This window comes from Humiphilus diazotrophicus, from assembly GCF_059726315.1.
Map to the genome: position 1 here is coordinate 7,250,338 of NZ_AP040870.1, position 23,697 is coordinate 7,274,034.

Consider the following 23,697-nt stretch of genomic DNA (forward strand, 5'->3'; position numbering starts at 1 on the left):
GGGAGCCATGAAACACACGTCTATCCTCGTTCTATTTCTGATGATGGTTTCTGCCATGGCCTTTGGCGATAGCTCAACCATGCCCGACGGCACGCAATTTCCCGTATGGGAAAAGCCTTTGCACTTCACAAAGACGTACTACGTGGATGGGCAAGCAAAGAACGCCGATGACCAGGGCCCAGGTTCGAAGGAGCGGCCATTTCGGACCATCAATCGTGCTGCACAAGTACTGCAGCCGGGCGAGCGGGTGGTGATCGGGGAAGGCGTTTATCGCGAAGAAGTACGTCCGACTCGCGGCGGGACCGGCCCCGATGCAATGATCAGCTACGAAGCGGCTCCCGGTGCAAAGGTGGTCGTGAAGGGCTCGGCAGTGGTAAAGGACTGGCATCGTAGTGAAGGCTGGAACTTTGGCTTTGATTTACAAACGCACACACCCGTGCAAGCCTGGGCGCTGAAGCTCGATCGAAATCTGTTTCCCGACGGCTACAACCCCTTCGCGGTAGATAACGTCATCGGCAACCGCTATTGGATTAACTACGCTAAGGACAATATGGCGAATTATTTCCGGCGACGCGGATTAGTGTTCGTTGACGGAAAGCCACTGGAGCCGGTCGAGTCGCCGAACGAGTTGGCGGGGCCTTCACCACGCTCGCTCAATTTCTTCAGCGACATCCATTGGGCACCGCTCTTCAAGGAATTTCAGCCGTATGCAGGGAAGGTGTGGATTGAGCCGAACGGCATGATGCTGCACATCCGACTTGCTGGCGACGATGACCCGGCGAAACACACCATTGAGATCACCACGCGAGAACAAGTATTCTCTCCGGCGGATCGATACCAATCGTATATCCGAGTTAAGGGCATCACCTTTATGCATGCGGGCAACGGATTTCCTGTGCCGCAGCGGGGCTTGGTGAGTACCAATCGTGGCAATCACTTCATCTTTGAGGATGACACGTTCGAGTGGGCCAACAGCGTAGGACTCGACATCGGCAATGAGGACTGGGGCGCGTCGCGGCCACCGCAACCTGTCGGTTATGACATCATTCGCGGCAACACTTTCCGTTACTGCGGTATCGAGGGACTCGGTGGCACCGGAGGTCCTCAATCTACGCTGGTCGAGAAGAACCTGTTTGAGTGGATCGGCTGGCAAGATGCGGCCATGATGTCCGAGTCGGGTGGCACCAAGATGCACGTCGCGCATAATCTCCTCTTCCGCAACAATGTGGTGCGACACATCCGGCACGCGAACGGCATCTGGCTCGATATCGGCAACGCGAATGTCCGCATCACCGGTAATCTCTTCGCTGATATCCCTGGGAACGTGAACCCGCACGCGGTGCACATCGAAGGAAGCGACGCGCTCAATCAGATCGACGACAACATCTTTTACCACTTGACTGGCGGCATCCTGATTCGCGATACCAACAATGTAATCGTTGCCTACAACCTGTTTCTGGATTGCGAAGAAGTATGCGTGGACACAATCTCAGGAATCAATGGACCGCGCCCCATCGCAGGCCACACGAATGACGTGCACAACCTGATGGTGCATGACAACGTGTTCTGGAAGATGGGACGGTCAGCCATTGAGTTTACCAATGCTCGCAACGACGCCGACGGCAACGTCTATAGCAATCCCTCTGGCGGTCCTTTCGCCGCTCAACCCTTTCTGCGCGTGAAGTTCCCCGAGCCTCCGGAGTGGCACAACCTGCAATCCTGGCGTGAGGAACACGCGTGGGACAAGAACGGAACCATGGCCGACATTGCGGCCGAACTCGACGCGGAGGCGCTCACGCTTACGTTGACCGTGAAGGGCGACGTAAAACCTGGCGCCGCATACAAGGGAATCGATTCGGATTTTTGGGGTCACACGGTTTCGGGTGAACGAATGCCCGGTCCTTTTACAGATCTGACTACGGCGGTGGGGTTGCGGAAGATTGATCCGCGGTAAACCTCCACACCAGCTGTGCAACCATTGTGCATGAAAGAGAACGGAATCCATGAGCCCTATGTTTACCTTGCATACCCGCATCCTGATGGCCTCGATGTTTGGCTGCCTGCTTTTGCCGCCACTGCTGTCGAGCCAGACTCCTTCGCCGTCTCAAGCGCCGAAGGGAACTGCGCTTTCGTTCACGCCTCCTGATACTACTTCCGCGCTTGCGCATAAGGCGGGAGATCGCGGCGCTATGTTGTCGCACCTGGGAGACTACCCGGACACAGGCGGCAGTGGATCTTACTCGGCTACCTACGCCATGGCTCCCAACGGTATGGAAGACGTGGTGTATGCGCCCAAGGATCTGTCAGCAGTGAAGGGAAAACTGGGCGTGTATATCTGGGGTAATGGTGCTTGTGGCTACGATGGAGCAGGTGCGCGCTTTCATCTCATAGAAATCGCCAGCCATGGCTATGTAGCGATTGCTCCCGGCGAGATCCAGAGCGGGCCGAAAGCGTTGAAACCATCCTCCAACGGCACGCAGCAACCAGGAGCAGACAGAAGAGCCACGCCGGAAAAGATGCTCGCCGCGCTGGATTGGATCCTGGCTGAAAATCAACGGGAAGGCAGTCCTTACTACGGAAAAATCAACCCGGAGTGGGTGGCTTTTTCCGGTCATAGCTGCGGCGGTCTGATCGCGATGAAAGCGGCATTGGACCCGCGAGCCAAAGCCCTGGTGATGGAGAACAGTGGACTCTTTCGCCAACCGTTTGGCGGCAGCGATGCGAACGACAAAATGGCACCCATCGTTAAACTGCTTAGCCAGATGAAGAAAGAAGACCTGACCCAATTGCACACTCCGGTGCTCTACATCCTGGGCGGTCCTCAAGATATGGCCGAGCCGAATGGCCTTGACGATTTCCAGCACATTCAGAAGGTTCCGGTCTTTGTTGCCGATCATCCCGGAGCAGGCCATGGCGGCCTCTTCCTCGAACCCAACGGAGAGGCGACGAAAGTGGAACTCGATTGGCTCGACTGGCAATTGCACAAGGACCAAGTGGCGGCCCGCACATTCGTTGGTTCCGATTGCATTCTCTGCCGCGACTTCCGCTGGACGGTCTACAAGAAAGGTATCGACTAGAGCAAAACCAGCGTTACTATGTCTTATCCAAATTCGGCGATGTGCAGGTTTTCTCGACGGAAAACCTGCGTGGGGAGTTGTGGTTCGGGATACACCTACGCTGGTTTTGCTCTAGGGCGCATGGTAGCGGCTTCGTGACCCTCAACGGGAAGAGGCCGCCTTGACACCGGTGGAAGATCGAAGGACGATCTTCCCGGTTGTGTCGATCATCCGATCCAGTACCTTCCGTCGATCCGGAGGATTGCTCCACCACCAAAGATGACCCGTAGGCCACACTCTGCATTGGGCACAGAGGCGAGGCGCACAATATTCGGATTCTGGATGCTCGCATTCTGTTCCAGGCGAATGGGCTCTCCAGCCCAGTGTCCTGTGCGGAGTAGGTGATAGCCTATGGCAGCGTTTCCAGAGCCCGTAGCTGGGTCCTCCAAGTACCCGAATGGAGGCGCGAAGACTCGGGTGCGCAAGTAATTGGTGGAATCGGCCACCTCGCGACTGTAAATCGCGATTACGTCCAGCTTATGGAGTTGGCAGAAGACGAGTAGCGCGTTGTAATCGGGACGCGCACCAACGACGTCGTTCAAAGACTTCAACAGCACGCACAGTGTCTGGTTGCCGGCGTTTACGATGCCCATTTCGATGGAGGGATCCACCGAGCTATCGGAGAGGTTCAGGGCTTTGCAGACTTCAGGGAGTGGGATTCTGCATTCCGTGTAGATTGGAACCGGCGCATGAATGTAGACAGCGTCCTCAGTCGAAATGCGGTTTTCCACCAGTAGGATGCCCTTGTTGGTATGGAGTAAGAAACGGGGTAACTCCGAGATGGCCGGATTGTTTATCACGCAGTCGTAGGCGGCGGCTATGGTGGCGTGTCCGCAAAACTGCACCTCCTTCTCAGAAGAGAAATAGCGCACTTTGAAGGCATCCGGGGCGATACACGCTAAGAAACAAGTTTCGCAGACAAAGCCCTTCAGCTCCCAGGCGATTCTCTGCATTTCCGACTCGGAAATCTCACCAAAGTTCTCGAGGGTGACAATTGCTGCAGGGTTTCCTCCGGATTCAGGGGTGGCAAAAGCGTCGATTTTCTTGAATGAATAACTCTTCATCGGTTCATCCCCATCGTGGTCCGATCCGAAGCAAGTTGTTGCTCAGGACATGCGAAGAGAGCATTCAGGGGTTTGGCGCTGATGTCATACAGGTTGTTTAACTCTAGCTTCAAGGCTTGGGACACAGTCGACTCCTTCGGAAGGTGCAAACGGCTGGAGCGCCATTTGTCGAATGGCTATTGCAGCCGCTCAGCCTCGATTATGAGGAGGAAATCACAGAAATGCTGTTATGCAGATAACAGTCGCACCGATATTAGAGCAAAACCATCGTTACTGTGGCCTACCCGAATACGGTGATGTGCAGGTTCCCTTAATGAAAACCTGCGCAAGGATTTACGCCTTGGTATACATCTACGCTTGTTTTGCTTTAATCGCCGATCATGCGCTCGATAGACTCAAAACTCTTTACGCAGAGATATTCCCGACTGTATCCGAGCACTCCCGTCTTCCGGAGACGGTTCAGAATGGTGCTGACTACCGGGCGACTTGCGCCGACAAGGTCGGCAAGCTCTTGCTGGGTAATACGAAGATGCTGCCCAAAACCGTGTTCGCAATGCTGTTCAAATCCGCCAGATAATTCGCGCAGCGTTTCCGCCAAGCGAGCCTCCGTCTGCTTAAAAGCGAGACACAGTAGGCGGCGCTCCGCCTGCTGCTGTCGTTTAGCGAGAATCTTTATCACGCGCAAGCAGAGATCTGGCCGACCCATGAGTAGGCTATGAAACTCCTTGGCAGGTGTTTGCCACAAAATGGTTGGCTCCGTTGACACAGCTGTTTCCTGTGCCATGAGCGCATCCACGCCGCCGAGCCCAGGTCCTAACAACTCGCCAATGGAGAACAACCCCATGGTGAATTCGTTTCCTGCGGCATCGCTTCGGGCAAGCTTTACTTGTCCACAGAGAACAAGGAACAGATCTGAACAGAGACTGCCCTGAGAGTAGATCCTTTCCTTCGGAGCATAAGTCTTCCATTTGGCGGAGACACAATGACTTTTCAGGTCTTCCAGCAGAGAAAGGCCCTCGAACAGGGAACAGCGTGCTAGTCCGCTCCACATGTTCCTTTCATTGTTTCCGGACCGCTGAGGGACAGCAGGCGTATCCATCGTTTTGCCGTCCGAGGCATCTCGCTTGGTATCGTTCATCTCTTCCATGGTGGTTGCCTTCAGCATATTTCACATGCCGCTACGGAGTCACCTGCAACGGGGAAGTGGTTTCTCGGAAACGTTTGGCTGAAATCTCGATAAAAGATTTTGCACCTAAACCGACTAGTTGGTAGTCTATCTAACATGCAAGGCGAAATGGCAGAACGCATTCTGAAGACAGCGGAAGCCCTGATGATCGAGAGAGGATATTCGGCCTTTAGCTATGCCGACATCTCAGAAGCGGTGGGGATCAAGAAACCTAGCATCCATCATCACTTCCCGACAAAGGCAGGCTTGGCCGTCGCTGTTCTCAGAGCGCATCGCGAGAAGACAATTGAAGGAACCGAGCAACTCGACAGTCAGATAGCAGATCCCTGGAAACGCCTTCGCGCCTATGTTCAGTACTGGGAGGGGTGCATCCGAGGACGCATGGTCCCTTTCTGTGTTGCTGCACTCATGGGGGCGGAGCTTCCGTCACTGCCAGAGGAAGTGCGAGTCGAAGTGCGCCTGCATTTTAGCGCGTTGGGCGAATGGCTTGAACGAACCCTGAAAGCTGGTGTGAAGGCCGGTGTCATTAAGCTGCGAGATTCAGCTGCAACGGAGGCTCAAACGCTGATGGCCGTTGTGCACGGAGCTATGCTCTCTGCGCGCGCCACGGGCGAGAGCGATGTCTTTAAGCTTGTTACGGAGGCGGCGCTCAAGCGTATCGCAGCAGCAAAGCACTAACTGCGGAGGGCCACACGTGGCTCTCTTTTACCTAATCAACCTACCAACTAGAAGATAGAGAGAATCCTCATGCAAACCAACTTCCCCGAGTCGGCCCGCTCCTTGCGGACCCTTTATTTCGTCCGAACGGTGTTTCAGCTGATATGGGCTGGCGCCGTGCTTTCGACGGCACTTACGCAGCCACGTGTCGCCTCCATCTTGCTCATCGTGTATCCACTGTGGGATGTCGCTTGCACGCTGTACGATCTTAGCGCTTCTCGACTTACCGGGAGCGCACGTACTTCGCAGACCATCAATGCGCTGCTGGGCGCTGCTACTGCTCTTGGAATTGCCTTGACAGTCTTTAGTAAGCCGGCGTATTCCATTGCGATCTTCGGTGCATGGGCACTCGGAGCCGGACTGCTTCAGCTTGTTGCCGGGCTCATTCGCCGCAAGCAACTTGGCGGGCAATGGGCAATGATTCTGAGCGGCGCGCAATCGGCCGCAGCAGGCGTTGCATTTGTGCTCGGAGGACTAAGTGGAAAGTTACACAGCAAGGACATGGGAGGTTATGCCATCTTCGGTGCGATCTACTTCCTGATTGGCGGAATTCTGCTTAGTCGAAAGCTGTCACAGATTTCACCAGCCCAGGGAGGCGGGGCTATGGCACTTTGAGTTCTATCTGGAAATCGGCAATTTGGAAGTAGGGCGGGGAAGGGTAAGACTCATCATGCTTCTAAGTTGCCGATTACATATTCGGGCGATCCGCGAATGGTGGTTTATCTCCCGCAGGCCCAGACCGGATTCGGCACTATGTATGTTGTTGCAAACATTCTCGGTAACAAGAGTAGGAGTTAAGAGCAATGGCTTGGAGTTAACTTGCTTTATGGATCAAGAGGAGTGGTCAAAAAGAATTTCTATGTGACAAGACATAGCATGGGACAAGTAGTTCGAAGCACTAATCATAAATTGGAGCTCCAAGCCCGGTGCTTAAACACCAAAGCCGTAGCTGTCCGATTCTCTTAGGTTACCGAGAATGTCTAAATCCCTTCCGGGAAAATCTTGCGGCTGGACTGAAGTCCAGCCCTGACACAAAGCCTGACCAATGGCTGCAACGATCAAAAATGCTTCTATATATTTGCTGTTCTTTATTTGCCCCCTCTGCAAAAAATGTACAAACTTCAGCGACTGGCCTGAAGGCCGCCTTGACACAAGACCACAAAACAAGCTGATACACTCATGCTGGAATTGCTCTAGGCCGCAAATCTCGTTTGATTGTTTGCTTCGGGGGATGCCGATTCTTTATTCGGAACTGGCCAGAGAATTGATACGACAGTTCCACGATTTCCATCGTTTGTTGAGCTTCGTATCCTGATACTGCCTTCATGCTTGGCCACGATGCCTTGCACCACCCACAGACCAAGGCCGTTGCCTTTTTCCGCTTTAGTTGTGAAGAAAGGCTCAAAGAGACGCGAGAGCTGATCCTTGGATATGCCCGAGCCTGTGTCTGCAATGGTGAGACGCGCGATTCCCATTTGACGCTGATCTTTCCAGTTTTTGGACAAGTGCAAGGACACCACGAGCCGACCGCCTCTGGGCGTGGCTTCTATCGCATTGAGCAGCAGATTATCGATTGCTTGCCGTATCTCATCCCCGAAGCCAAGGATGATGGTTTGCGGATGAATTCTGAAGCTGACCTGTAGCTCAGCCTTCTGAAATCTCTCCTCAAAAATGCGAAGTGACTCCTGCAGGATCTGCGCTAGATCAATCTCTTTGGGACCTCTGTCCACACGGTAGTAGGAGAGACTCTGTTTGACGATTCTGGAGACCCTAGCAAGCTCGCTCTCTGCGATATTCAGCAAATGGGTTGTTTGCGAAGGCAGACCGGAAAAATTCTGCAGGATATAGAGCGCGTTTGTGATTGCCTCCAAGGGATTATTGATTTCGTGAGCAAGCGAGGCAGCGAGTTGCCCTGCTGCCGCCAGCTTTTCCACTCTGCGAAGGCGCTCTTCTTGCGTGCGGATGGTGAGTTCGTTTTCCTTCAAAGCTGCGATCTGGTTTGCGCTTTCTACGAGAAGGTCGCGCACCTGATATTGGCGACGACGACTGCGGACTGCTACTTCAACTGCGCGTACCAGCGTGGCCGTGCCGATGGGCCGTTCGAGGACCGTCATTCCTCCAGCTGCGGCGGCAACAGTATCGAGCAGACGCGCCAGGCGTGATTCGCCGCCATGGGAGAGGAGGATAAGCGGCAGCTCTGACCAGGACGGTTGACTCTTCAGCGACTCGAGGAGTTCAGGAAGCAGCGCCAGTTCAAGCGCTTCCTCTGTGAGCAGCAGTACTCCAGCACCTTTCTTCATGCGAGCACTCAGGTCGGCGGAGTTTTCGCAAACCGCGATCGGTCAGCAACGTTGCCATTGCGGGCCCGTCCCTGCCGACCGGCGCGAGAATAAGGATACGTTCCTCGAATTGGTTACTCGACATCATTGCGCCGCAAGATCTGTTCTTCGCTGCCGCGGAAAACGGGTGTACCCGAGAGTATGCTCTGGAAGTCTTTCAGCGGTCCTCCAATATGAATGCCTGTTCCCGTCTCAAGTGCGAATTCTCGAATGGTCTCCTCGTGCTGACCACTACGCTTTTTGACTACAGAGATCGCCTTCTTCATGGCCCCTGCGGCCTCAAAGTAGCGCAAACTAACAACCGTGTCAGCCAGGTAGCTAAGGTCTACGGGAGCCTCAAATGCAGCCACCAGGCCATGCTGGGCGAGAGTGAAGATCGTTATAATGCCCTGCTGATTCAAGTAGGCGGAAAGCTCATGGAGTTGGTTGGCCAAGTATTGTTCACCCGGCATGGCGTTCAGGTAGCCGTTCAATGTGTCGATTGTTACCAGCTTTGCGCCCTTCTCCACTCCCTCTTTGATGCGGCCTGTAAATTCGCCCGGGGAGATTTCTGCCGGGTCTACCTGCTGGATCTGTACAAGGTTGGTTCTAAGGTGCTCTTCGATCCCCAATCCAAGTGCGTGGGCGCGCGCGAGCATTGTTTGGCGGGTTTCATCGAAGGTGAAAATGAGGCCCTGTTCTCCTCTCTTTGCCATACTCGTTGCGTACTGCAGCGCCAATGTGGACTTGCCGGTGCCAGCCGGGCCCACAATCAAGGTTGTCGTGCCACGGTCCAATCCGCCGCCCAGCAAATCGTCGAAAGGGGAACAGCCGCTAGGGACAGATTCGCGCTTAAAGGAGACATGGTGCTGGGCTGCTACGAGGCGTGGGAAGACCCGGATACCGCCTGTTTCGATGATGTAGTCGTGATATCCCTCGCTGAAGCGAACACCGCGCATCTTCATCACCCGCAATCGTCTTCTCGATTTGCCGTAGTCGGGAGACATTTGCTCCATCTCGATTACGCCGTGGGTGAGGCTTAGCACGTGCGGATCGCTGCCGATGCGGGTGCTGTCCATCTTGTCGTCGAGTAAAAGTACAGTACTGCCTTGTCTTGCCAGCTCCTGTTTGAGATTCAGCAACTGTCGGCGGTAACGAAGGGGGGTCTCCGCGAGAAGGCGAAATTCGGAGAGGGAATCGAAGACGACGCGCTTGGGCCGGTGTTTCCCAATTTCGTTCCGCAGCAGCTCCGAAACCTTGCCAAGCTCCATCTCTGAGGCATGAAAGACCGTAGTCTGCGCCTCTGGCTGCAACAACGATTCGATGGCTGAAAATTCGAGCAACGGGATACCTTCGAGAGACCAGCTGTGGGCGGAGGCGACCATCTCCAGCTCTTGTCTGACCTCTGAAAGCGTGATGTATAAAACTGTTTCCCCGCGTCGTAGTCCTTCAAACAGGAACTGAAGCGCCAAGGTCGTTTTTCCCGAGCCAGGGTCGCCCTGGACAAGATAAAGGCAATTGCACGGCAACCCACCCGCGATGATGACATCAAGCCCGTGGAGGCCGGTTGGACAAATCGCTTGCGGAGCCAAGTCTTTCTTGATAGCAGGCATAACTGTTCTTAGTATCTGATGCACTCAGCGCCAAAATCGGCCAGTCCTATTTCGTTTGTTTCCCATGTTTGCTGGCAGGGCAGAGGAATAGGTTGGCATCGATTTCGATCCGATAAAGATGCTTCTGCCAAACCTCCCCGTATGGACAGTTCATTGCCTTCAGACTTTGGTTTTGAATGGTTTTGAAGCTCCTGAGCCGGAACCGCCAATGCGGGTGTCTACGCCCTCCAGACCGAATAAAATTTCGAATTGGAGGCAGTGGATGCGGAATCTTGTTCTAATTTGCGCGCTTGTGCTACCCGTCGTTGCGCAGGCTGCGACAAATCCTTCGGACCAATCTCCGACGTCATCCCTGCGCCTGCCCGGTGAGTCTGCCGGGATTGATGAGGTTGTCCGCGCCCTGATCTCTGCATTCGATCAGGTGGATGTTATTGCGTTTAGGTGAAGCACATCAGGCAAAGCCGGATTCCGATTTGCGCCTCGCTTTAGTGCGTAGTCCAGAATTTGCGAAGAAAGTTCATTCCATAGTGGTGGAGTCTGCGAGCACTACGGAACAGTCCACACTTGACCGTTACATTCGAGGAGAAGCTGTATCTCCCTCCCAACTACAGCAAGTTTGGAAAACCACAACGCAAGGCTGCGAGGGGGCTTCGGCCTTCAGCTCGCATACGGTCGTTATATCTATAGCCCCAGCAGACTTAGTAAAGCGAGGAGACGAAGAGTCATAGCAGCAGCCTTTCGCACAACGTGGATCACGTCTTACGTCAGGTTGCGATCCATTACCGAATGCTACATAGGATGTCATTTCATAGATAGAGGTAGTGTGACGTCGTAACGAAAAGATTGGGATGGGTTCCACAACCTTCTGTAACCGACGCAATCGCTGAACGTGAGCCGAGTTGCACACGGCAGCTCGGCATCACGATTGTTTGTCACTCGCGCAACGCGCAGAGGAGGGAGCTAGGCGGAGTAGGGCTTCCCGTTGACGATGACGTTTTCGAGCTTGAGGTTAGTAACGCCGGTGGTATTCAGCTTGTCGTTCTTTTCGTTCTGAATGGTGACGTCAAAATCCTTTAGGACAATGTCGCTGATTTCGGTCTGGCCCGGGTTGGGTTTGATGGTCCCGAAGGAGTTGAACGTGCCCTTGATGCCGCTGATGGTCAGATTCTTGACGATGGATTTTGGCGGCTCCATCCCCTGGAGATCGAAATACTGCGACCAGGGAAACATATTGATGATGCCGCTCGATGGGCCTTCCGAGGTGATGTTGCGGAAGGTGATGTTCTCGTAATGCTGCGGGGTGTCCGGGCGCAGCTTGATGGTTGCGATGCGGACGCCGCCAATGATCTTGCAGTCCTCCGCAATGACGTCGCGGACGATAGTGGCCTCGCTACCGCAGGTTAGGACGCCACCGCCGCGCTTGAAGGTGCAGTTGCGGACGCGGATGTGCTCGACGGCCGGGCTGTCCTTGTCCTCCATGGCGTGCGGACCTTTGGAGCCTTTGCAGGCGATGCAGTCGTCGGTAACGGAGAAGAAGCAGCCATCGACGGTGACGTTGCGGGAGCTGTCGATGTCGATGCCGTCCGAGCTGGGGGCCTGCCTGTAGTCGTCTGGCACCTGGAAGCGGACGTTGTGCACGAGAACGCCGTCGTTGTTGTAGAGATGGCAGTTCCAGAACTGCGGATCTTTGAAGGTAATGCCTTCAATCTTGACGTCCTTCGATCCTTCGATGAGCGCGAGCCGGGCGCGGGGCATAGCGGTATTTGCAAAGCCCTTGTTCTTCGCACGATTTTTCCAGAAGAGTTCCCAGATGGGCATGCCAGCGCCGTCCAGGACTCCGTCGCCGGTGAGCTGGAATCCATCGCAGTTCTTCGCATTGATGAAGGCTGGTGTGAAGTTTTCCAGGAAGTGTCCTTCGATGCGGGTGCGTTGCGCGGGGAAGTTGGAAAGATCGGTGGAACACTTGAGAACGGCGCCTTCGGTGAGACGCAGGTTGACCTTCGGTTTAAAGAAGAGAGCGCCGGAGACGAAGACTCCCTTGGGAACGACAACTGTGCCCCCACCCTTGGCTGCAAGCTGATCAATGGCAGCCTGGATTGCCTTGGTGTTGACGGTAGAGTTGTCGGCGACCGCGCCACACTTGGTAATGAGGAGCTCGCGAGTGGACGCTGCGAAGACTTTCGCAGCAAGCGGCCACAGCGGAGCCGAGGCGATGAGGAGGTTGAAGCGGCGGCGGGAGTAGCGTTCGATAGACATCAGCAAATCCTTAGTACAGTGGTCAGGGCCGAGGAATTTTGGTCCTACCTCTTGATGATCCACTTTCGCGAGGTTAATTGTCTAATACGAATGCGAATTGGACGGGTTTTGCCTGCCTGATTCAGTGCTGCCAATGTCTAAAACGAGCTCTACGAATGTTTGTCGTCTTGCATACCGGGAGGTAGGGTGGGCCCTCAATAAGGTCTACAGCTGCGGTGCTGAAGCACTGATATCTGGCCCAATTCATCGAGGTAAGCGAAAACTTCTGGTACATTCTCTTGAATCAGTTTCCGGCGGAAGCTACAGCTTTCCGTCACCCATCAATACGGACTTGCACTACTCATCATGATTCTGATTGCAGACATCCAGCATAGGGCTCGTCGACCTCGACAACCTGCAAGAACCTCCGGGCCTCTACATAGCGTGCGTGTAATGTGCTTGCTAGAGTGTGCTGAGAGCTGCTCGTAGAGTCGGGTGGCCATTTAAGCCTATCTTTGGACTGAGTGGGAAAATCCCATCGTCACCTGGCGAGAATCATTCTGGCAACTTCGCCTGTCCCAGCTTTGTCATCAACTCCAACAGAATCTCCCGTTCTCCGAAGCTGAGTGGTTCGAGAATCCGTCGCGCGATCTCTAGTTGATGCTGCTCGAAGGCCTTGCGAAGATCTTTCGCCTTTTCGCTTTCCCGAACAACCACAAGCCGTCGATCCTGTTTGGATCGTGAACGCTCAATGAGGTCTTTCTTTTCCAATCTGTCGACCATTCTGGTGACGGTGCTGAGCGGTGCCTGAAGAGCACTTGCAAGATCCGTCATGGTTGTCTCGGCCTTATTCCCGAGGATGAAAAGCAGGGTGATCTCCCGTACGGAAAGGGAGAGCTCGGGGAATGGATGTTCGATCGGCTGTTGCAGGAGTCTGATTAAAACCGACTGTAGTTGAACTGCCTGTCGGGCGAAGCGCGCCTCGGCGCTCGTGTTTTGCAACGGCTCTGCAACCATAGATTGTATTATGCAAATATTGTAAATGGCTGTCAAATTTGAAACAAATTCAATGGGAAATTAAATTTCCTTCCTTTCTGTAATGATTGGGCGGCAGAGAGCGATTCCTCTTCTGGGCACTTTATCCGATATTGCCAGCGAAAATCTCCAGTAATAGATATGCCTATGTTTACGAAATTCCGACGGTTTTGGAGACGAAACAGGCTTGTGGGGGGAGGGAATATAGTTGTAGTATGCAAATATTGCATGTTGAGTGTAAATCGAGGTGTCGCCCATGTTTGCTGCTAATCGGCCCTTATTCCTGATTGCCGGTTGCCTCTGTCTTGTCTATTTGCTGGGAACCGGGTGCAAGTCGAACCGGGCTGGTGGGCCGATGGGTCCCATGGGTGGTTCCCCAGAAGTCTCTGTGATTACTCTTCAGACTCAACCTTTGGCGCTTACAACGGAGCTTCCTGGCCGAATCACGGCGTACTTAACGGCGGAGATTCGGCCCCAGGTCAATGGCATCATCAAAAGCCGCCATTTCAAGGAAGGTTCCTTGGTCCGAGCCGGACAGGTGCTCTACACGATTGATTCGGCACAATACGAGGCCTCCCTGGCGCAGGCGAAGGCCACACTAGCTTCGGTTGAAGCTAGTATTCCGGCTCTCCAATCCAAGGTGGACCGTTATCGCGACTTGCTGACCATTCACGCGGTTGGTCAGCAGGATTACGACGATGCGCTTTCCTCCCTTAAGCAGGCCAAGGCTACGGTCGAATCCGACAAAGCGTCAGTTGAGACGGCTCGTATCAATCTCTCCTATACGCCCATCCGGACGCCGATTACGGGCCGCATTGGCAAGTCGGATGTGACCGTGGGAGGACTGGTCAGTTCGTATCAAAGCACCGTGCTCGCTACCGTACAACAGCTCGAGCCTGTGTATGTGGATGTGGTGCAGTCCAATGCCGAACTTTTGCGGCTGCGTCAAGGCTTGGAGTCGGGCAATATGCACTCCGATGTTTCGGCCCGTCACAAAGTCAAACTATATCTCGAAGACGGCTCTCTCTATCCTCAGAACGGTACGCTTGAATTCAAGGATGTGACGGTCGGCGTCGGCACCGGCTCGGTGACGGTGCGCATGACCTTCCCCAATCCAAACCAGATTCTTCTACCGGGAATGTATGTGCGAGCGGTGGTAGAGGAAGGCATAAAGCAGAATGCGATCCTGGTTCCGCAGCAAGCGGTAACTCGCGATTCCAAAGGTACTCCCTATGCGTGGGTAGTTAACCGGGAGGGCAAGGCAGAGCGCCGTAATCTGGAGCTTGATCGCACCGTCGGCAACCAATGGCTGGTGAGCAAAGGACTGAACCCATCCGATCAGGTCGTTGTTGAGGGGGGTGACCGGCTGCACCTGGGAATGTCCGTACACGCGGTGCCGTATCAGGAACCATCAGGACAGCCATCTCAGAATTCGAAAAAGCAAGTATCCCTGCTGACAAATCATAAGGCGGGCGCCCATGTCTAAGTTTTTTCTTGAGCGGCCCGTCTTTGCATGGGTTATCGCTATCGGCATCATGGTGCTCGGCTGCCTGTCAATTTATCTGCTGCCGATTGCCCAGTATCCACCGATTGCGCCTCCTTCGATTTCAATCTCCGCGCAATACGCCGGGGCTTCTGCCGACACCGTAGAAAACACAGTTACGCAGCTTATCGAGCAGAAGATGACCGGGTTCGACAGCTTGTTGTATATGTCGGCGACAAGCGATTCGTCCGGGCAGTCACGTATTGAGCTGACCTTCAGACCTGGGACCGATCCCGATCTGGCCTGGGCGCAGGTCCAGAACAAGCTCCAGCTTGCGACCGCAAGCCTGCCGTCCACTGTGCAGACGTACGGCATGACTGTCAGCAAATCGACGCGCAATTATCTGATTTTTGTAGCGCTGGTTTCTGAAGACGGCAGTATGGACGGCGCCGACCTGAGGGACTACGCGCAGTCGAATCTAGAAAAAGTGATTGCACGCGTTCAGGGAGTCGGCGAAGTCGAGACCTTCGGGTCCCAGTATGCAATGCGTGTCTGGCTCAATCCCGAGAAGCTGACCCAGTACAAGATGTCGATCTCCGACGTGACCACGGCACTTAAGAATTACAACGTGCAAGTCTCGGCTGGACAATTGGGTGGAGCTCCCGCAGTGCCGGGACAGCGTATGAACGCAGCCATCGTCGTGCAGAATCTGCTCAAAACTCCTGAGGAGTTCGCAGCCGTTCCAATTCGCACGAACAGCGACGGCTCGGTTGTCAGGGTGCGCGACGTTGCGCGAACCGAGATGGGCACCGAATCCTACGACGTTAATTCCAGCTATAACGGCAAACCCGCGGCCGTGCTAGCCATTCGGCAGGTCTCCGGCGCCAATGCTCTCAACACCGCCAACGCCATACGGGCCAAAGTAGCCGAGATGAGCCGCAACTTCCCGCATGGCATGAAGGTCGTCTATCCAGTCGATACCACGCCATTCACCAAGGTCGCGATTCACGAGGTGGTCAAGACGCTGTTCGAGGCGATCATACTGGTCTTCTTCATCATGTGGCTATTCATGGGCAATATCCGGGCCACATTGATCCCGACCATCGCCGTCCCTGTAGTCCTGCTGGGCACTTTCGCCGTCCTGAATGCTTTTGGCTATTCCATCAACATGCTGACCATGTTTGCCATGGTGCTGGCCATTGGTCTTCTCGTCGACGATGCCATCGTCGTGGTTGAGAACGTGGAACGCATGATGAGCGAAGAAGGTCTGTCGCCGCGCGAAGCCACCGCTCAATCGATGGATCAGATTACCAGCGCTCTAGTGGGCATCGCTCTGGTCCTGTCTGCGGTATTCGGTCCCATGGCATTCTTCTCCGGATCGACGGGCATCATCTACCGCCAGTTTTCTGTCACCATCATCGCCTCAATGCTGCTCTCGGTGATCGTGGCATTGATTCTGACGCCTGTTCTCTGTGCCACATTGCTAAAACCGATCGAGAAAGGCGCCCCCGTCCGCAGGCGCAGATTCTCGCCATTACGTGGCTTTCTGCAATGGTTCAACCGGGCATTCGACGTGATACGCGAACACTACGTAAAGATCGTTGAACATTCTTTCCATAAGAGAGCTCTCTATTTCGCGTTCTATGGATTGCTCGTTCTGCTGGTCCTGTTTCTCTATCGCCGGCTGCCAACGGGTTTTCTGCCTGAAGAAGATCAGGGATCGATTATTGCTTCCATTGTGCTTCCCACCGGGTCGACTCAAGAACAGACGCAGGCTGTAGCCGATCAGGTCGCGCAATATCTTCGGGACAACGAAAGCGAATGCATTGACGGTGCCATGGCCATGATCGGCGTCGGCATGGGGGGCCAGGCGCAGAATCAGGGAATGTTCTACGTGCGGCTCAAGGAGTGGGATCAGCGTAAACGTCCCGATCTGTCGGCACAAGCGCTTGCCGGACGAGTCATCAAGCACTTTGCAACTTTGCGAAACGCTCAGGTGTTGGCCTTTCCGCCGCCAGCGGTAATCGAGTTGGGTACGGCTACCGGATTTGACTCGGAGCTCGTCGATTCCGGCAGTTTGGGTCATGAAAGCCTCATGGCAGCCCGCGATAAGTTGCTTGCCCTGGCGGCCAAAGATCCACGCCTGGTACGTGTGCGGCATAACGGTCTGGACGATGTATCGCAGTTCCGTGTGGACGTGGACTGGAACAAGGCCGGAGCGCTGGGGCTGTCGATTTCCGATATTCCCGACGCGATTTCGACCGCATTCGGCAGCGCGTACGTCAACAACTTCGTAAGGGGCGGCCGTGTCAAGCGCGTCTACGCGCAGGATGATGCGCAATACAGAATGGTTCCCGAAGACCTGAACCGGATCTATGTGCGCAATAGCTCCGGCGAGATGGTTCCATTTTCCGCCTTCGCTTCGCCACGATGGTCCTATGGTTCGCCGCGTCTGGAACGCTTCAACGGCTTCCCCTCGCTGAACATTACCGGCGAGCCGGCTCCCGGCACAAGTTCCGGAGACGCGATGAAGGCTATGGAAGAACTTGTAACTAAGCTTCCCAAGGGGCTCCATCTGGAGTGGAATGCGCTTTCTTATCAAGAACGTCTTGCTACCAATCAGGGACCGATGTTGTATGCATTCGCGATCTTAGTCATCTTCCTGTGCGTGGCGGCTCTCTATGAAAGCTGGACGATTCCTATCGTGAACCTGCTGATGTTGCCACTGGGTGTCTTCGGAGCGCTGATGGCGACAACGTTGCGCGGTATGTCGAACGATGTGTATTTCCAGATTGGCTTTCTAACTACGCTCGGACTTTCCACCAAGAACGCGATTCTGATTATTCAGTTCATCAAGGAGCAACTCCGTAAGGGACAAGGATTGGTCGAGGCGACACTGGAAGGGATCCGCATTCGCTTTCGCCCTGTCATCATGACTTCGCTGGCCTTCTTCTTCGGCACTCTGCCCCTTGCTCTTGCATCCGGGGCTGGCGCCGGAGCCATGAAGGGCATCGGGACGGCAGTGACCGGTGGCATGTTGTCGGCAACCTTCATTGACCTGATTTTCATTCCGTTGTTCTTTGTGGTGATCTCACAACGCTTCAGCAAGAAGCGTACCCCACCGGCAGATGCAACGACCGAAACTGGGGAGGCTCAATGAATCTGCAATCCACTTCCATTTGCCTTCTATCCTTAGCGCTCTGTGCGGGCCTGAGCGGATGCGTGCCGCATAAGCAGACTTACCGGCAACCGCCGATGCCGACTGCGCCCGCCTGGCATACGGACCTGACGGAGAGCGAAGATCAGGCCAAATCCGGTGCTCCGCGTGCCAGTCAACTCGCCTGGCAGCAGTTCTATACGAACGACAAGCTTCGCCAGGTCATAGCTCTGTCACTCAAGAACAATCGCGATCTGCGTGTGGCAATTCTCAATGTTGAAAAGGCACAGGCTCAATACCGTCTGCAGCGCTCCAATCAGTTTCCGGAGCTAGATGCCACCGCCAGCACCAGCACGACTCATACTCCAGGAGAAGTGCAGAGCAGCATGATCGGCGGGAATATCCCAAGCACAACCTACACAACCTACTCTGTCGGAGGAGCGGTTTCTTCCTGGGAACTCGATTTCTTCGGGCGGCTTCGCAAACTGACCCAGCAGCAGCAGGAACTGTATCTGGCAAGCGAACAGGGACGCATCAGCACGCAGATTTCGCTGGTTGCTTCCGTCGCCAGCCAGTACCTGACGGTAGGCTCCGACCGTGAAAACCTGCGTCTCGCTCAGGCCACCTATGACTCGCAAAAGGCTACCTACGATCTGATTCTTCAGAGCCGGGATCACGGTATCAAATCGGATCTGGATTTGAACCAATCGCTCAGCCAGGTACAGACGGCTCAGCTCGATATCGTCAAATATCGGCGCCAGTTAAACGCGGACGAAAACGAGCTTGAGGTACTTGTTGGCACACGGGTTCCATCAGACCTTTTGCCGGATGGGTTGGTTCCGGCTGAAGGATTTCAGGATATTTCCGCAGGACTTCCTTCGGAGGTGCTGCTGCGTCGCCCTGACATTCTTGAAGCCGAACACAATCTGAAATCTGCCTATGCGAACATCGCCGCTGCCAGGGCTGCGTATTTCCCAAAGATCACCCTGACGACCGACGGCGGAACAGAGACTGCCGCGCTGTCGGCTCTCTTCACTGGGGGAACCGCGGCTTGGGCCTTCACTCCGAAGTTGACGCTTCCGATCTTCGATGCCGGTGCACGCAAGGCTACCTATCGAACTGCAGAAATCGAGCGGGATACTTATGTGGCCGACTACGAAAAGGCAATTCAGACAGCCTTCCAGGAGATCAGTACCGCTTTGAACGCGCGCACACGCTATTCGGAAGAGGAACAGGCTCAGCAAGCGGAGGTTAACACGCTTACGCAGACGTACCAACTTACATTGGCGCGGTACGAAAAGGGAATCGACACTTATCTGAACGTGCTGGATGCGCAGCGTTCGCTATACAGCGGACAGCAGTCGCTGATTGGTATTCGCCAGTCACGACTCAGTAATTTGGTGACGCTGTACAAGGTACTGGGAGGCGGGTATCAGTAGCGGCAAACTGACACGGTTTTCTCTTTACGGGATAGCGTTGAATATAGTGCAGCTTCTCGACAACGAACCCACTCAAGTTCAACCACTGGGCCTGAGTGGGCCACTCCGCCAGGACATAACTTCCGAATGCCGACAACTAGGGAACAGACTGCTCATGCAAGCGCCGTGAGCCTCTACGCTAGAATTGGAAGGCTCCTGAAAGGATCTTAAAATGAAACGCTCAGCATTGCCGTTGGTCTTCATGACCCTACTTGGCTTTGCCTTTCCAGCTCATAGCGGTACTCGAGAAGAAGTGAAGATTGATAACCGTGTCGAAGTCCTCATTGAGAGAATGCTCAAGACCGACACGGAACAGAAAGCATTCTCAGACCTGGAGGTGCTTGGATGCGCAGCGGTCCCATCAATCATCCGACGAATGGACGATAGGCGGCACCTCGCTGATCCCCGCATTTCCCTTCGCAACAAATCACCTCAAGCATTTGAAGGTATTCGCCACTATGGACCAACACAAGTTGTCGATGCCCTCGCGGCAATCCTGAATCAATTGACAGGACAGAGCTTTGGGTCCATATACAACGGTGCAACAGACGAGGAAAGGTCTAAAGCGATACAAGGCTGGCGCAAGTTTTTGGCATCTACGCCTGCATCCAGATTGTGCGATTGAACATCTTGGCAGCTCCGGGCGAGTGACCGGCGAGGGGCGGACTGGCAAAGATCTGCCAAAGATCCTGAAGCTGACCACTTGCCTACAATGCTCGCCTGCACGCGCCATCATTCAGTCAGTACCAATATGCCGAGCCTTCGATTACAGATTGTGCACTATGTAGAACATTTCAGCCCAATATAGTTATTGCTTCGGTTCGGGATTCCTTGCTCTAAAACTATTTTGTAACTCGATTTCAAACCTTTGCTCTCATCCAATTCCTTCTGATCATTTTCCTCAAGGAAGATAGAAGCAATGCACTGAATCACGAGGGGTATATATTGCATGGCTCAGCGAGTGTTGGACCTTATCGCTGCCCAATACATCGAATGATCAAGTGCGTTGGATGATTTCATCTTATCGATCCGCGCTATAGCCTAACGCGTTCGTATTACGATCTTGCCGGGGCGGCCCGTGATCGGGCTGTTATAAGCACGGTCTGCATCTTCCATTGGCAGCTCGGCTTTAACAAAACTTCTCAACTCGCCAGTATCGAAAAGTCTTCCCAATTCCGCTAGCTGCGCACCATTCTGCTCGACGATGAAGAAAGCACTCTTCACTCGTGGATCGGTGCTGGACTCTGAATCCGCCGCAATCGTGCCCAATCTGCCGCCGGGCTTGAGAAGACCCCACGATCTGTCTCGGGTTTCTCCACCTACGGTATCGAAGATGACATCCACCATACCGGCTTCTTCGAAACGGCGTTCGTGGTAATCGATGACCTCATCGGCTCCAAGCATCTTTACAAACTCGACGTTTGTCTTGGACGAGGTGGCGATCACATAGGCTCCCTGGGATTTTGCAAGTTGGACCGCGTAAAGTCCTACTGACCCAGCTCCTCCGTGTATGAGGACGCGTTCGCCTTTCTGCAACTTTGCCTGCAGATGCAGTCCCTGCCATGCTGTCAACAAGCTGATCGGTACTGAGGCCGCTTCAACAGGAGAAAGGGAAGAGGGCCCTAGTGAAAGGTTGGACGGTTTTGTTATGCAGAACTCAGCTGTCGCACCTTCAGCGAACCAGTCGTTGAAGCCGAAAACCGCATCTTCAAGGCTGAAGCCAGTTACTCCTGCACCTAACCCCGCAACTATGCCCGAGAATTCATGTCCGGGGATCGCATTGGATCGCGCTGTACCGTCTGCATGGTGGGTGGTGGTGTACCAGAGCTTTTCTGTCGGGGTAGCTCCAACGGCGTCTACCTGAATCAGGAGTTCCCCTGGTTGCGGCTCGGGAACCGGACGGGTTGCTGGCTGCAGGGTCAAGCCAGTAGTAAATTCCATCGTTCTCATCTCTGTCATGTCTATCCTCCATGAAACTCGGTGACTGCTATTCGGAATCGGAGAAGGGAGATGCAGTAATCAGGTCCATTTCACGCAAGTTAGCCAGGTCTTTTATCCGCCCACTTCAAAATCGCATCGAGAGCGGGACAGAGGGACTGTCCCCACGCTGTGAGCTTGTACTCAACTTTTGGCGGTACCTGGGGATAAGCAGTTCGCACGACAATCCCGTCCGCCTCCATGCTCCGGAGTTGCTGCCCGAGCATCTTCTGCGTGATCGCAGGAATTGCTTTCTCCAGGTCGGAGAAGCGCAAGACCTTTCCGCCAAACAAATGAAACAGGATTACGAGCTTCCATCTTCCTTCGAGAAGTCGAAGTGCTGCTTCGACGTCGGCTGCGGCAGAAGTGGGAGTGTAGCGTTTTACCATGATGATCTTCCTAACATACTTTTTAGTACGTACTTCCTATTTAGTCAGTATGATGCGACACTCCTGAGTGTGCAGATGCACGTAGAGGCAATTTCGATGACTCGCGATAATATTCCCCTGCCTGTTAGAGCCTATCTGGCCGGCGAAGAGACGAAGGATGCTCAGACCGAGGGAGAGAAGACAATCGTGCTTGCCCGGCTCATGGGAGATTTTCCCGGAAGCCCGATTGATCTGAACCACATCTTCACAATTTCAGACAACGAGATTATCTCGCTGGAGATTCGCTCATGACGATGGATTATTGTTTCCCTGTTTTGAAAGACGAGTTCAAAGGCAAGCGAGTTTTGGTAACGGGCGGCACGAAGGGCATGGGAGAAATGATGGTGCGTCGCTTTGCGTTGGGCGGTGCCACGGTCGCGACCACCGCTCGTACGCCATTGCACGCCGATCAGAAACCTGCGCTCTTTGTGCAGGCGGATCTTGGATCGGAGGAAGGTGTGCGGGAGGTCGCCAGCCGCATTCTTCAGGAATGGGGAGGCGTGGATATTCTGGTGAACAATGTAGGCGGATCGGAAGCTCCGAATGGAGGATTCCAGGCACTTTCCGATGAGGATTGGCAGCGAGCTCTAGGCGTGAACTTGCTTGCGGCGGTTCGATTGGATCGTGCGTTGGTTTCGGGAATGATCGAACGTCAGTTAGGCGTCGTTATTCACATCTCCTCTATTCAGCATCGTCTGCCACTTCATGACTCAACCCTGGCGTACGCTGCGGCAAAGGGAGCGCTACGAACTTACAGCAAAGGCCTCGCCAACGAAGTCGGTCCCAAAGGAATCAGGGTCAACATGGTTTCTCCTGGGTTTATCGAGACGTCGGGCGCGCACGGGATGATTCTTCAGTTTGCAAGAAGCAACGGCAGCAGCGAGGACGAAGCCCGGCAGCAAATCATGAATATGATCGGAGGCATTCCCTTGGGTCGTCCGGGGCGCCCCGAAGAAGTTGCCGAGTTGGTGAGCTTTCTCGCCTCGGATCGTGCGGCGTCGATTCACGGCGCAGATTATGTAATCGATGGTGGAACCATGCCGACGGTATAACGGTGTCAACCACTTAACCCTTGCGAATCGGACACAGTAACCCTGATTCCGCTCTAAGGGGCGCTATTTGAACTGCGCCGCGAGTTTTTTCATTGCTGAATTTTCGCGGATAACTTCACCAGCCTCTCGACTGTGCAGAGCTATCTCTGCGGCGATTGAGCGACCCAGAATTTTTTGATCGATATTGCCAAAGGAGCCAGGCACGAGGCTTCCCAACCAACCGACCCAGACCGGGGTATGAGCGTTGCCGACAATGATGCCGGGGCGAAAGATGGCGAGGCGTGTAAATCCGATGCTGCGCACGGTGTCTTCCTTCATGCCCATTACACGCACATAGCGAAACCTGCTGTGGGCTGTGCTTCCAACCGCAGAGAGCAGGCAAAACTGGGTGATACCGCCGTCATGGCAGCCGCGTGCAAAGGCACCTACGATGCCGACCTCAAGTCGTTGCAATTCTTCTTCGCTCCAGCGCATCGATCCAGAACCGACACCCACGCAACTCACGGCGCTGGCGGGGCCCTGGTTTAGGATTTCGCGAGCAAGGGCGGCAGTGTGCTCGGTGAAGTCAGCAGCGCCGGTGTCGAGAACGACGTTGCGTACTCGCGATCGTGGCGCAATGGGCTTTCTGGTGACCATCACCACTTCCCGGCATTCCGGAGTCGCTAGCAGTTCCGCGACAGCTGCACCGCCGACTTGTCCGGTACCACCAAGGATAATTACTGCGAAATTCTGCTTCACAAATAGGACCTCTGTTTAGGTAAGAATACGACAGCCCCATTCTTGGCGGGCCGATGGCCCATTCAAGCCTCCTTCTAGCTTGGGTGATGCAGTTTATCCG

General features: G+C 54.4%; 20 protein-coding genes. 11 read left to right on the plus strand and 9 right to left on the minus strand.

Translation table 11 applies throughout. From position 1 onward, the window contains the following. Positions 1 to 7: 7 nt before the first annotated feature. Complete coding sequence (locus AC6I7T_RS29010) at positions 8 to 1,954, plus strand: right-handed parallel beta-helix repeat-containing protein (protein ID WP_497791324.1); 1,947 nt, start codon at positions 8 to 10, stop codon at positions 1,952 to 1,954. Positions 1,955 to 2,003: 49 nt separating this feature from the next. Then, the gene (locus tag AC6I7T_RS29015; RefSeq protein ID WP_497791325.1) at positions 2,004 to 3,077 is read left to right on the plus strand and encodes an alpha/beta hydrolase; all 1,074 of its coding nucleotides are present in this window, start codon (positions 2,004 to 2,006) and stop codon (positions 3,075 to 3,077) included. Positions 3,078 to 3,283: 206 nt separating this feature from the next. On the opposite strand, the gene AC6I7T_RS29020 is transcribed toward AC6I7T_RS29015, so the two are convergent. Beyond that, positions 3,284 to 4,180 carry a PhzF family phenazine biosynthesis protein gene (locus tag AC6I7T_RS29020; RefSeq protein ID WP_497791326.1) on the minus strand — a complete coding sequence of 299 codons (897 nt, stop codon included), beginning with the start codon at positions 4,178 to 4,180 and terminating at the stop codon, positions 3,284 to 3,286. A gap of 367 nt (positions 4,181 to 4,547) precedes the next feature. Continuing rightward, positions 4,548 to 5,345 carry a Crp/Fnr family transcriptional regulator gene (locus AC6I7T_RS29025; RefSeq protein ID WP_497791327.1) on the minus strand — a complete coding sequence of 266 codons (798 nt, stop codon included), beginning with the start codon at positions 5,343 to 5,345 and terminating at the stop codon, positions 4,548 to 4,550. A gap of 129 nt (positions 5,346 to 5,474) precedes the next feature. On the opposite strand from AC6I7T_RS29025, the gene AC6I7T_RS29030 reads away from it, so the two are divergent. Both AC6I7T_RS29030 and AC6I7T_RS29035 read left to right on the plus strand, forming a co-directional pair. After that, positions 5,475 to 6,044, plus strand: coding sequence for a TetR/AcrR family transcriptional regulator (locus AC6I7T_RS29030; RefSeq protein ID WP_497791328.1), 570 nt, complete (start codon positions 5,475 to 5,477; stop codon positions 6,042 to 6,044). A gap of 69 nt (positions 6,045 to 6,113) precedes the next feature. Beyond that, on the plus strand, positions 6,114 to 6,698 hold the full coding sequence (locus tag AC6I7T_RS29035; protein ID WP_497791329.1) for a hypothetical protein: 585 nt from the start codon (positions 6,114 to 6,116) through the stop codon (positions 6,696 to 6,698). Positions 6,699 to 7,276: 578 nt separating this feature from the next. Here the strand turns inward: AC6I7T_RS29035 and AC6I7T_RS29040 are convergent. Together AC6I7T_RS29040 and AC6I7T_RS29045 are read right to left on the minus strand one after the other, a co-directional pair. Further along, positions 7,277 to 8,383 (minus strand): sensor histidine kinase, encoded by a 1,107-nt coding sequence (locus AC6I7T_RS29040; protein ID WP_497791330.1) that lies wholly within the window; start codon positions 8,381 to 8,383, stop codon positions 7,277 to 7,279. Positions 8,384 to 8,496: 113 nt separating this feature from the next. After that, on the minus strand, positions 8,497 to 10,014 hold the full coding sequence (locus AC6I7T_RS29045; protein WP_497791331.1) for an ATPase domain-containing protein: 1,518 nt from the start codon (positions 10,012 to 10,014) through the stop codon (positions 8,497 to 8,499). A gap of 262 nt (positions 10,015 to 10,276) precedes the next feature. Here AC6I7T_RS29045 and AC6I7T_RS29050 point away from each other — a divergent pair, with 262 nt between their 5' ends. Further along, on the plus strand, positions 10,277 to 10,459 hold the full coding sequence (locus AC6I7T_RS29050; RefSeq protein WP_497791333.1) for a hypothetical protein: 183 nt from the start codon (positions 10,277 to 10,279) through the stop codon (positions 10,457 to 10,459). A 515-nt stretch (positions 10,460 to 10,974) separates the two neighbouring features. Here the strand turns inward: AC6I7T_RS29050 and AC6I7T_RS29055 are convergent. Beyond that, on the minus strand, positions 10,975 to 12,270 hold the full coding sequence (locus AC6I7T_RS29055) for a glycoside hydrolase family 28 protein (RefSeq protein WP_497791334.1): 1,296 nt from the start codon (positions 12,268 to 12,270) through the stop codon (positions 10,975 to 10,977). 534 nt (positions 12,271 to 12,804) lie between these two features. Beyond that, complete coding sequence (locus AC6I7T_RS29060) at positions 12,805 to 13,251, minus strand: MarR family winged helix-turn-helix transcriptional regulator (RefSeq protein WP_497791335.1); 447 nt, start codon at positions 13,249 to 13,251, stop codon at positions 12,805 to 12,807. A 289-nt stretch (positions 13,252 to 13,540) separates the two neighbouring features. Here AC6I7T_RS29060 and AC6I7T_RS29065 point away from each other — a divergent pair, with 289 nt between their 5' ends. From AC6I7T_RS29065 to AC6I7T_RS29080, 4 genes are all read left to right on the plus strand, one after another. Beyond that, positions 13,541 to 14,770 carry an efflux RND transporter periplasmic adaptor subunit gene (locus AC6I7T_RS29065; protein ID WP_497791336.1) on the plus strand — a complete coding sequence of 410 codons (1,230 nt, stop codon included), beginning with the start codon at positions 13,541 to 13,543 and terminating at the stop codon, positions 14,768 to 14,770. Beyond that, positions 14,763 to 17,927, plus strand: a complete 3,165-nt coding sequence (locus AC6I7T_RS29070) for an efflux RND transporter permease subunit (protein WP_497791337.1) — start codon at positions 14,763 to 14,765, stop codon at positions 17,925 to 17,927. Before AC6I7T_RS29065 ends, AC6I7T_RS29070 begins: the two co-directional genes overlap by 8 nt. Beyond that, complete coding sequence (locus tag AC6I7T_RS29075) at positions 17,924 to 19,363, plus strand: efflux transporter outer membrane subunit (protein ID WP_497791338.1); 1,440 nt, start codon at positions 17,924 to 17,926, stop codon at positions 19,361 to 19,363. The genes AC6I7T_RS29070 and AC6I7T_RS29075 overlap by 4 nt, the downstream gene beginning before the upstream one ends. Before the next feature lie 211 nt (positions 19,364 to 19,574). Beyond that, positions 19,575 to 20,027: a hypothetical protein gene (locus tag AC6I7T_RS29080; RefSeq protein WP_497791339.1), complete on the plus strand. Its 453-nt coding sequence runs from the start codon at positions 19,575 to 19,577 to the stop codon at positions 20,025 to 20,027. Positions 20,028 to 20,443: 416 nt separating this feature from the next. Here AC6I7T_RS29080 and AC6I7T_RS29085 read toward each other — a convergent pair whose 3' ends face one another. Both AC6I7T_RS29085 and AC6I7T_RS29090 read right to left on the minus strand, forming a co-directional pair. Further along, entirely contained in the window at positions 20,444 to 21,361 is a 918-nt protein-coding gene (locus AC6I7T_RS29085; protein ID WP_497791340.1) for an NADP-dependent oxidoreductase, read from the minus strand. An 80-nt stretch (positions 21,362 to 21,441) separates the two neighbouring features. Next, positions 21,442 to 21,768, minus strand: a complete 327-nt coding sequence (locus AC6I7T_RS29090; RefSeq protein WP_497791341.1) for a winged helix-turn-helix transcriptional regulator — start codon at positions 21,766 to 21,768, stop codon at positions 21,442 to 21,444. A gap of 96 nt (positions 21,769 to 21,864) precedes the next feature. Between AC6I7T_RS29090 and AC6I7T_RS29095 the strand changes: the two genes are divergently transcribed. Next, positions 21,865 to 22,059, plus strand: coding sequence for a hypothetical protein (locus AC6I7T_RS29095; RefSeq protein WP_497791342.1), 195 nt, complete (start codon positions 21,865 to 21,867; stop codon positions 22,057 to 22,059). Continuing rightward, entirely contained in the window at positions 22,056 to 22,859 is an 804-nt protein-coding gene (locus AC6I7T_RS29100) for an SDR family oxidoreductase (RefSeq protein ID WP_497791343.1), read from the plus strand. The genes AC6I7T_RS29095 and AC6I7T_RS29100 overlap by 4 nt, the downstream gene beginning before the upstream one ends. A gap of 63 nt (positions 22,860 to 22,922) precedes the next feature. Here AC6I7T_RS29100 and AC6I7T_RS29105 read toward each other — a convergent pair whose 3' ends face one another. Next, positions 22,923 to 23,597, minus strand: coding sequence for a Rossmann-fold NAD(P)-binding domain-containing protein (locus tag AC6I7T_RS29105; RefSeq protein ID WP_497791344.1), 675 nt, complete (start codon positions 23,595 to 23,597; stop codon positions 22,923 to 22,925). Between the last annotated feature and the right edge of the window lie 100 nt (positions 23,598 to 23,697).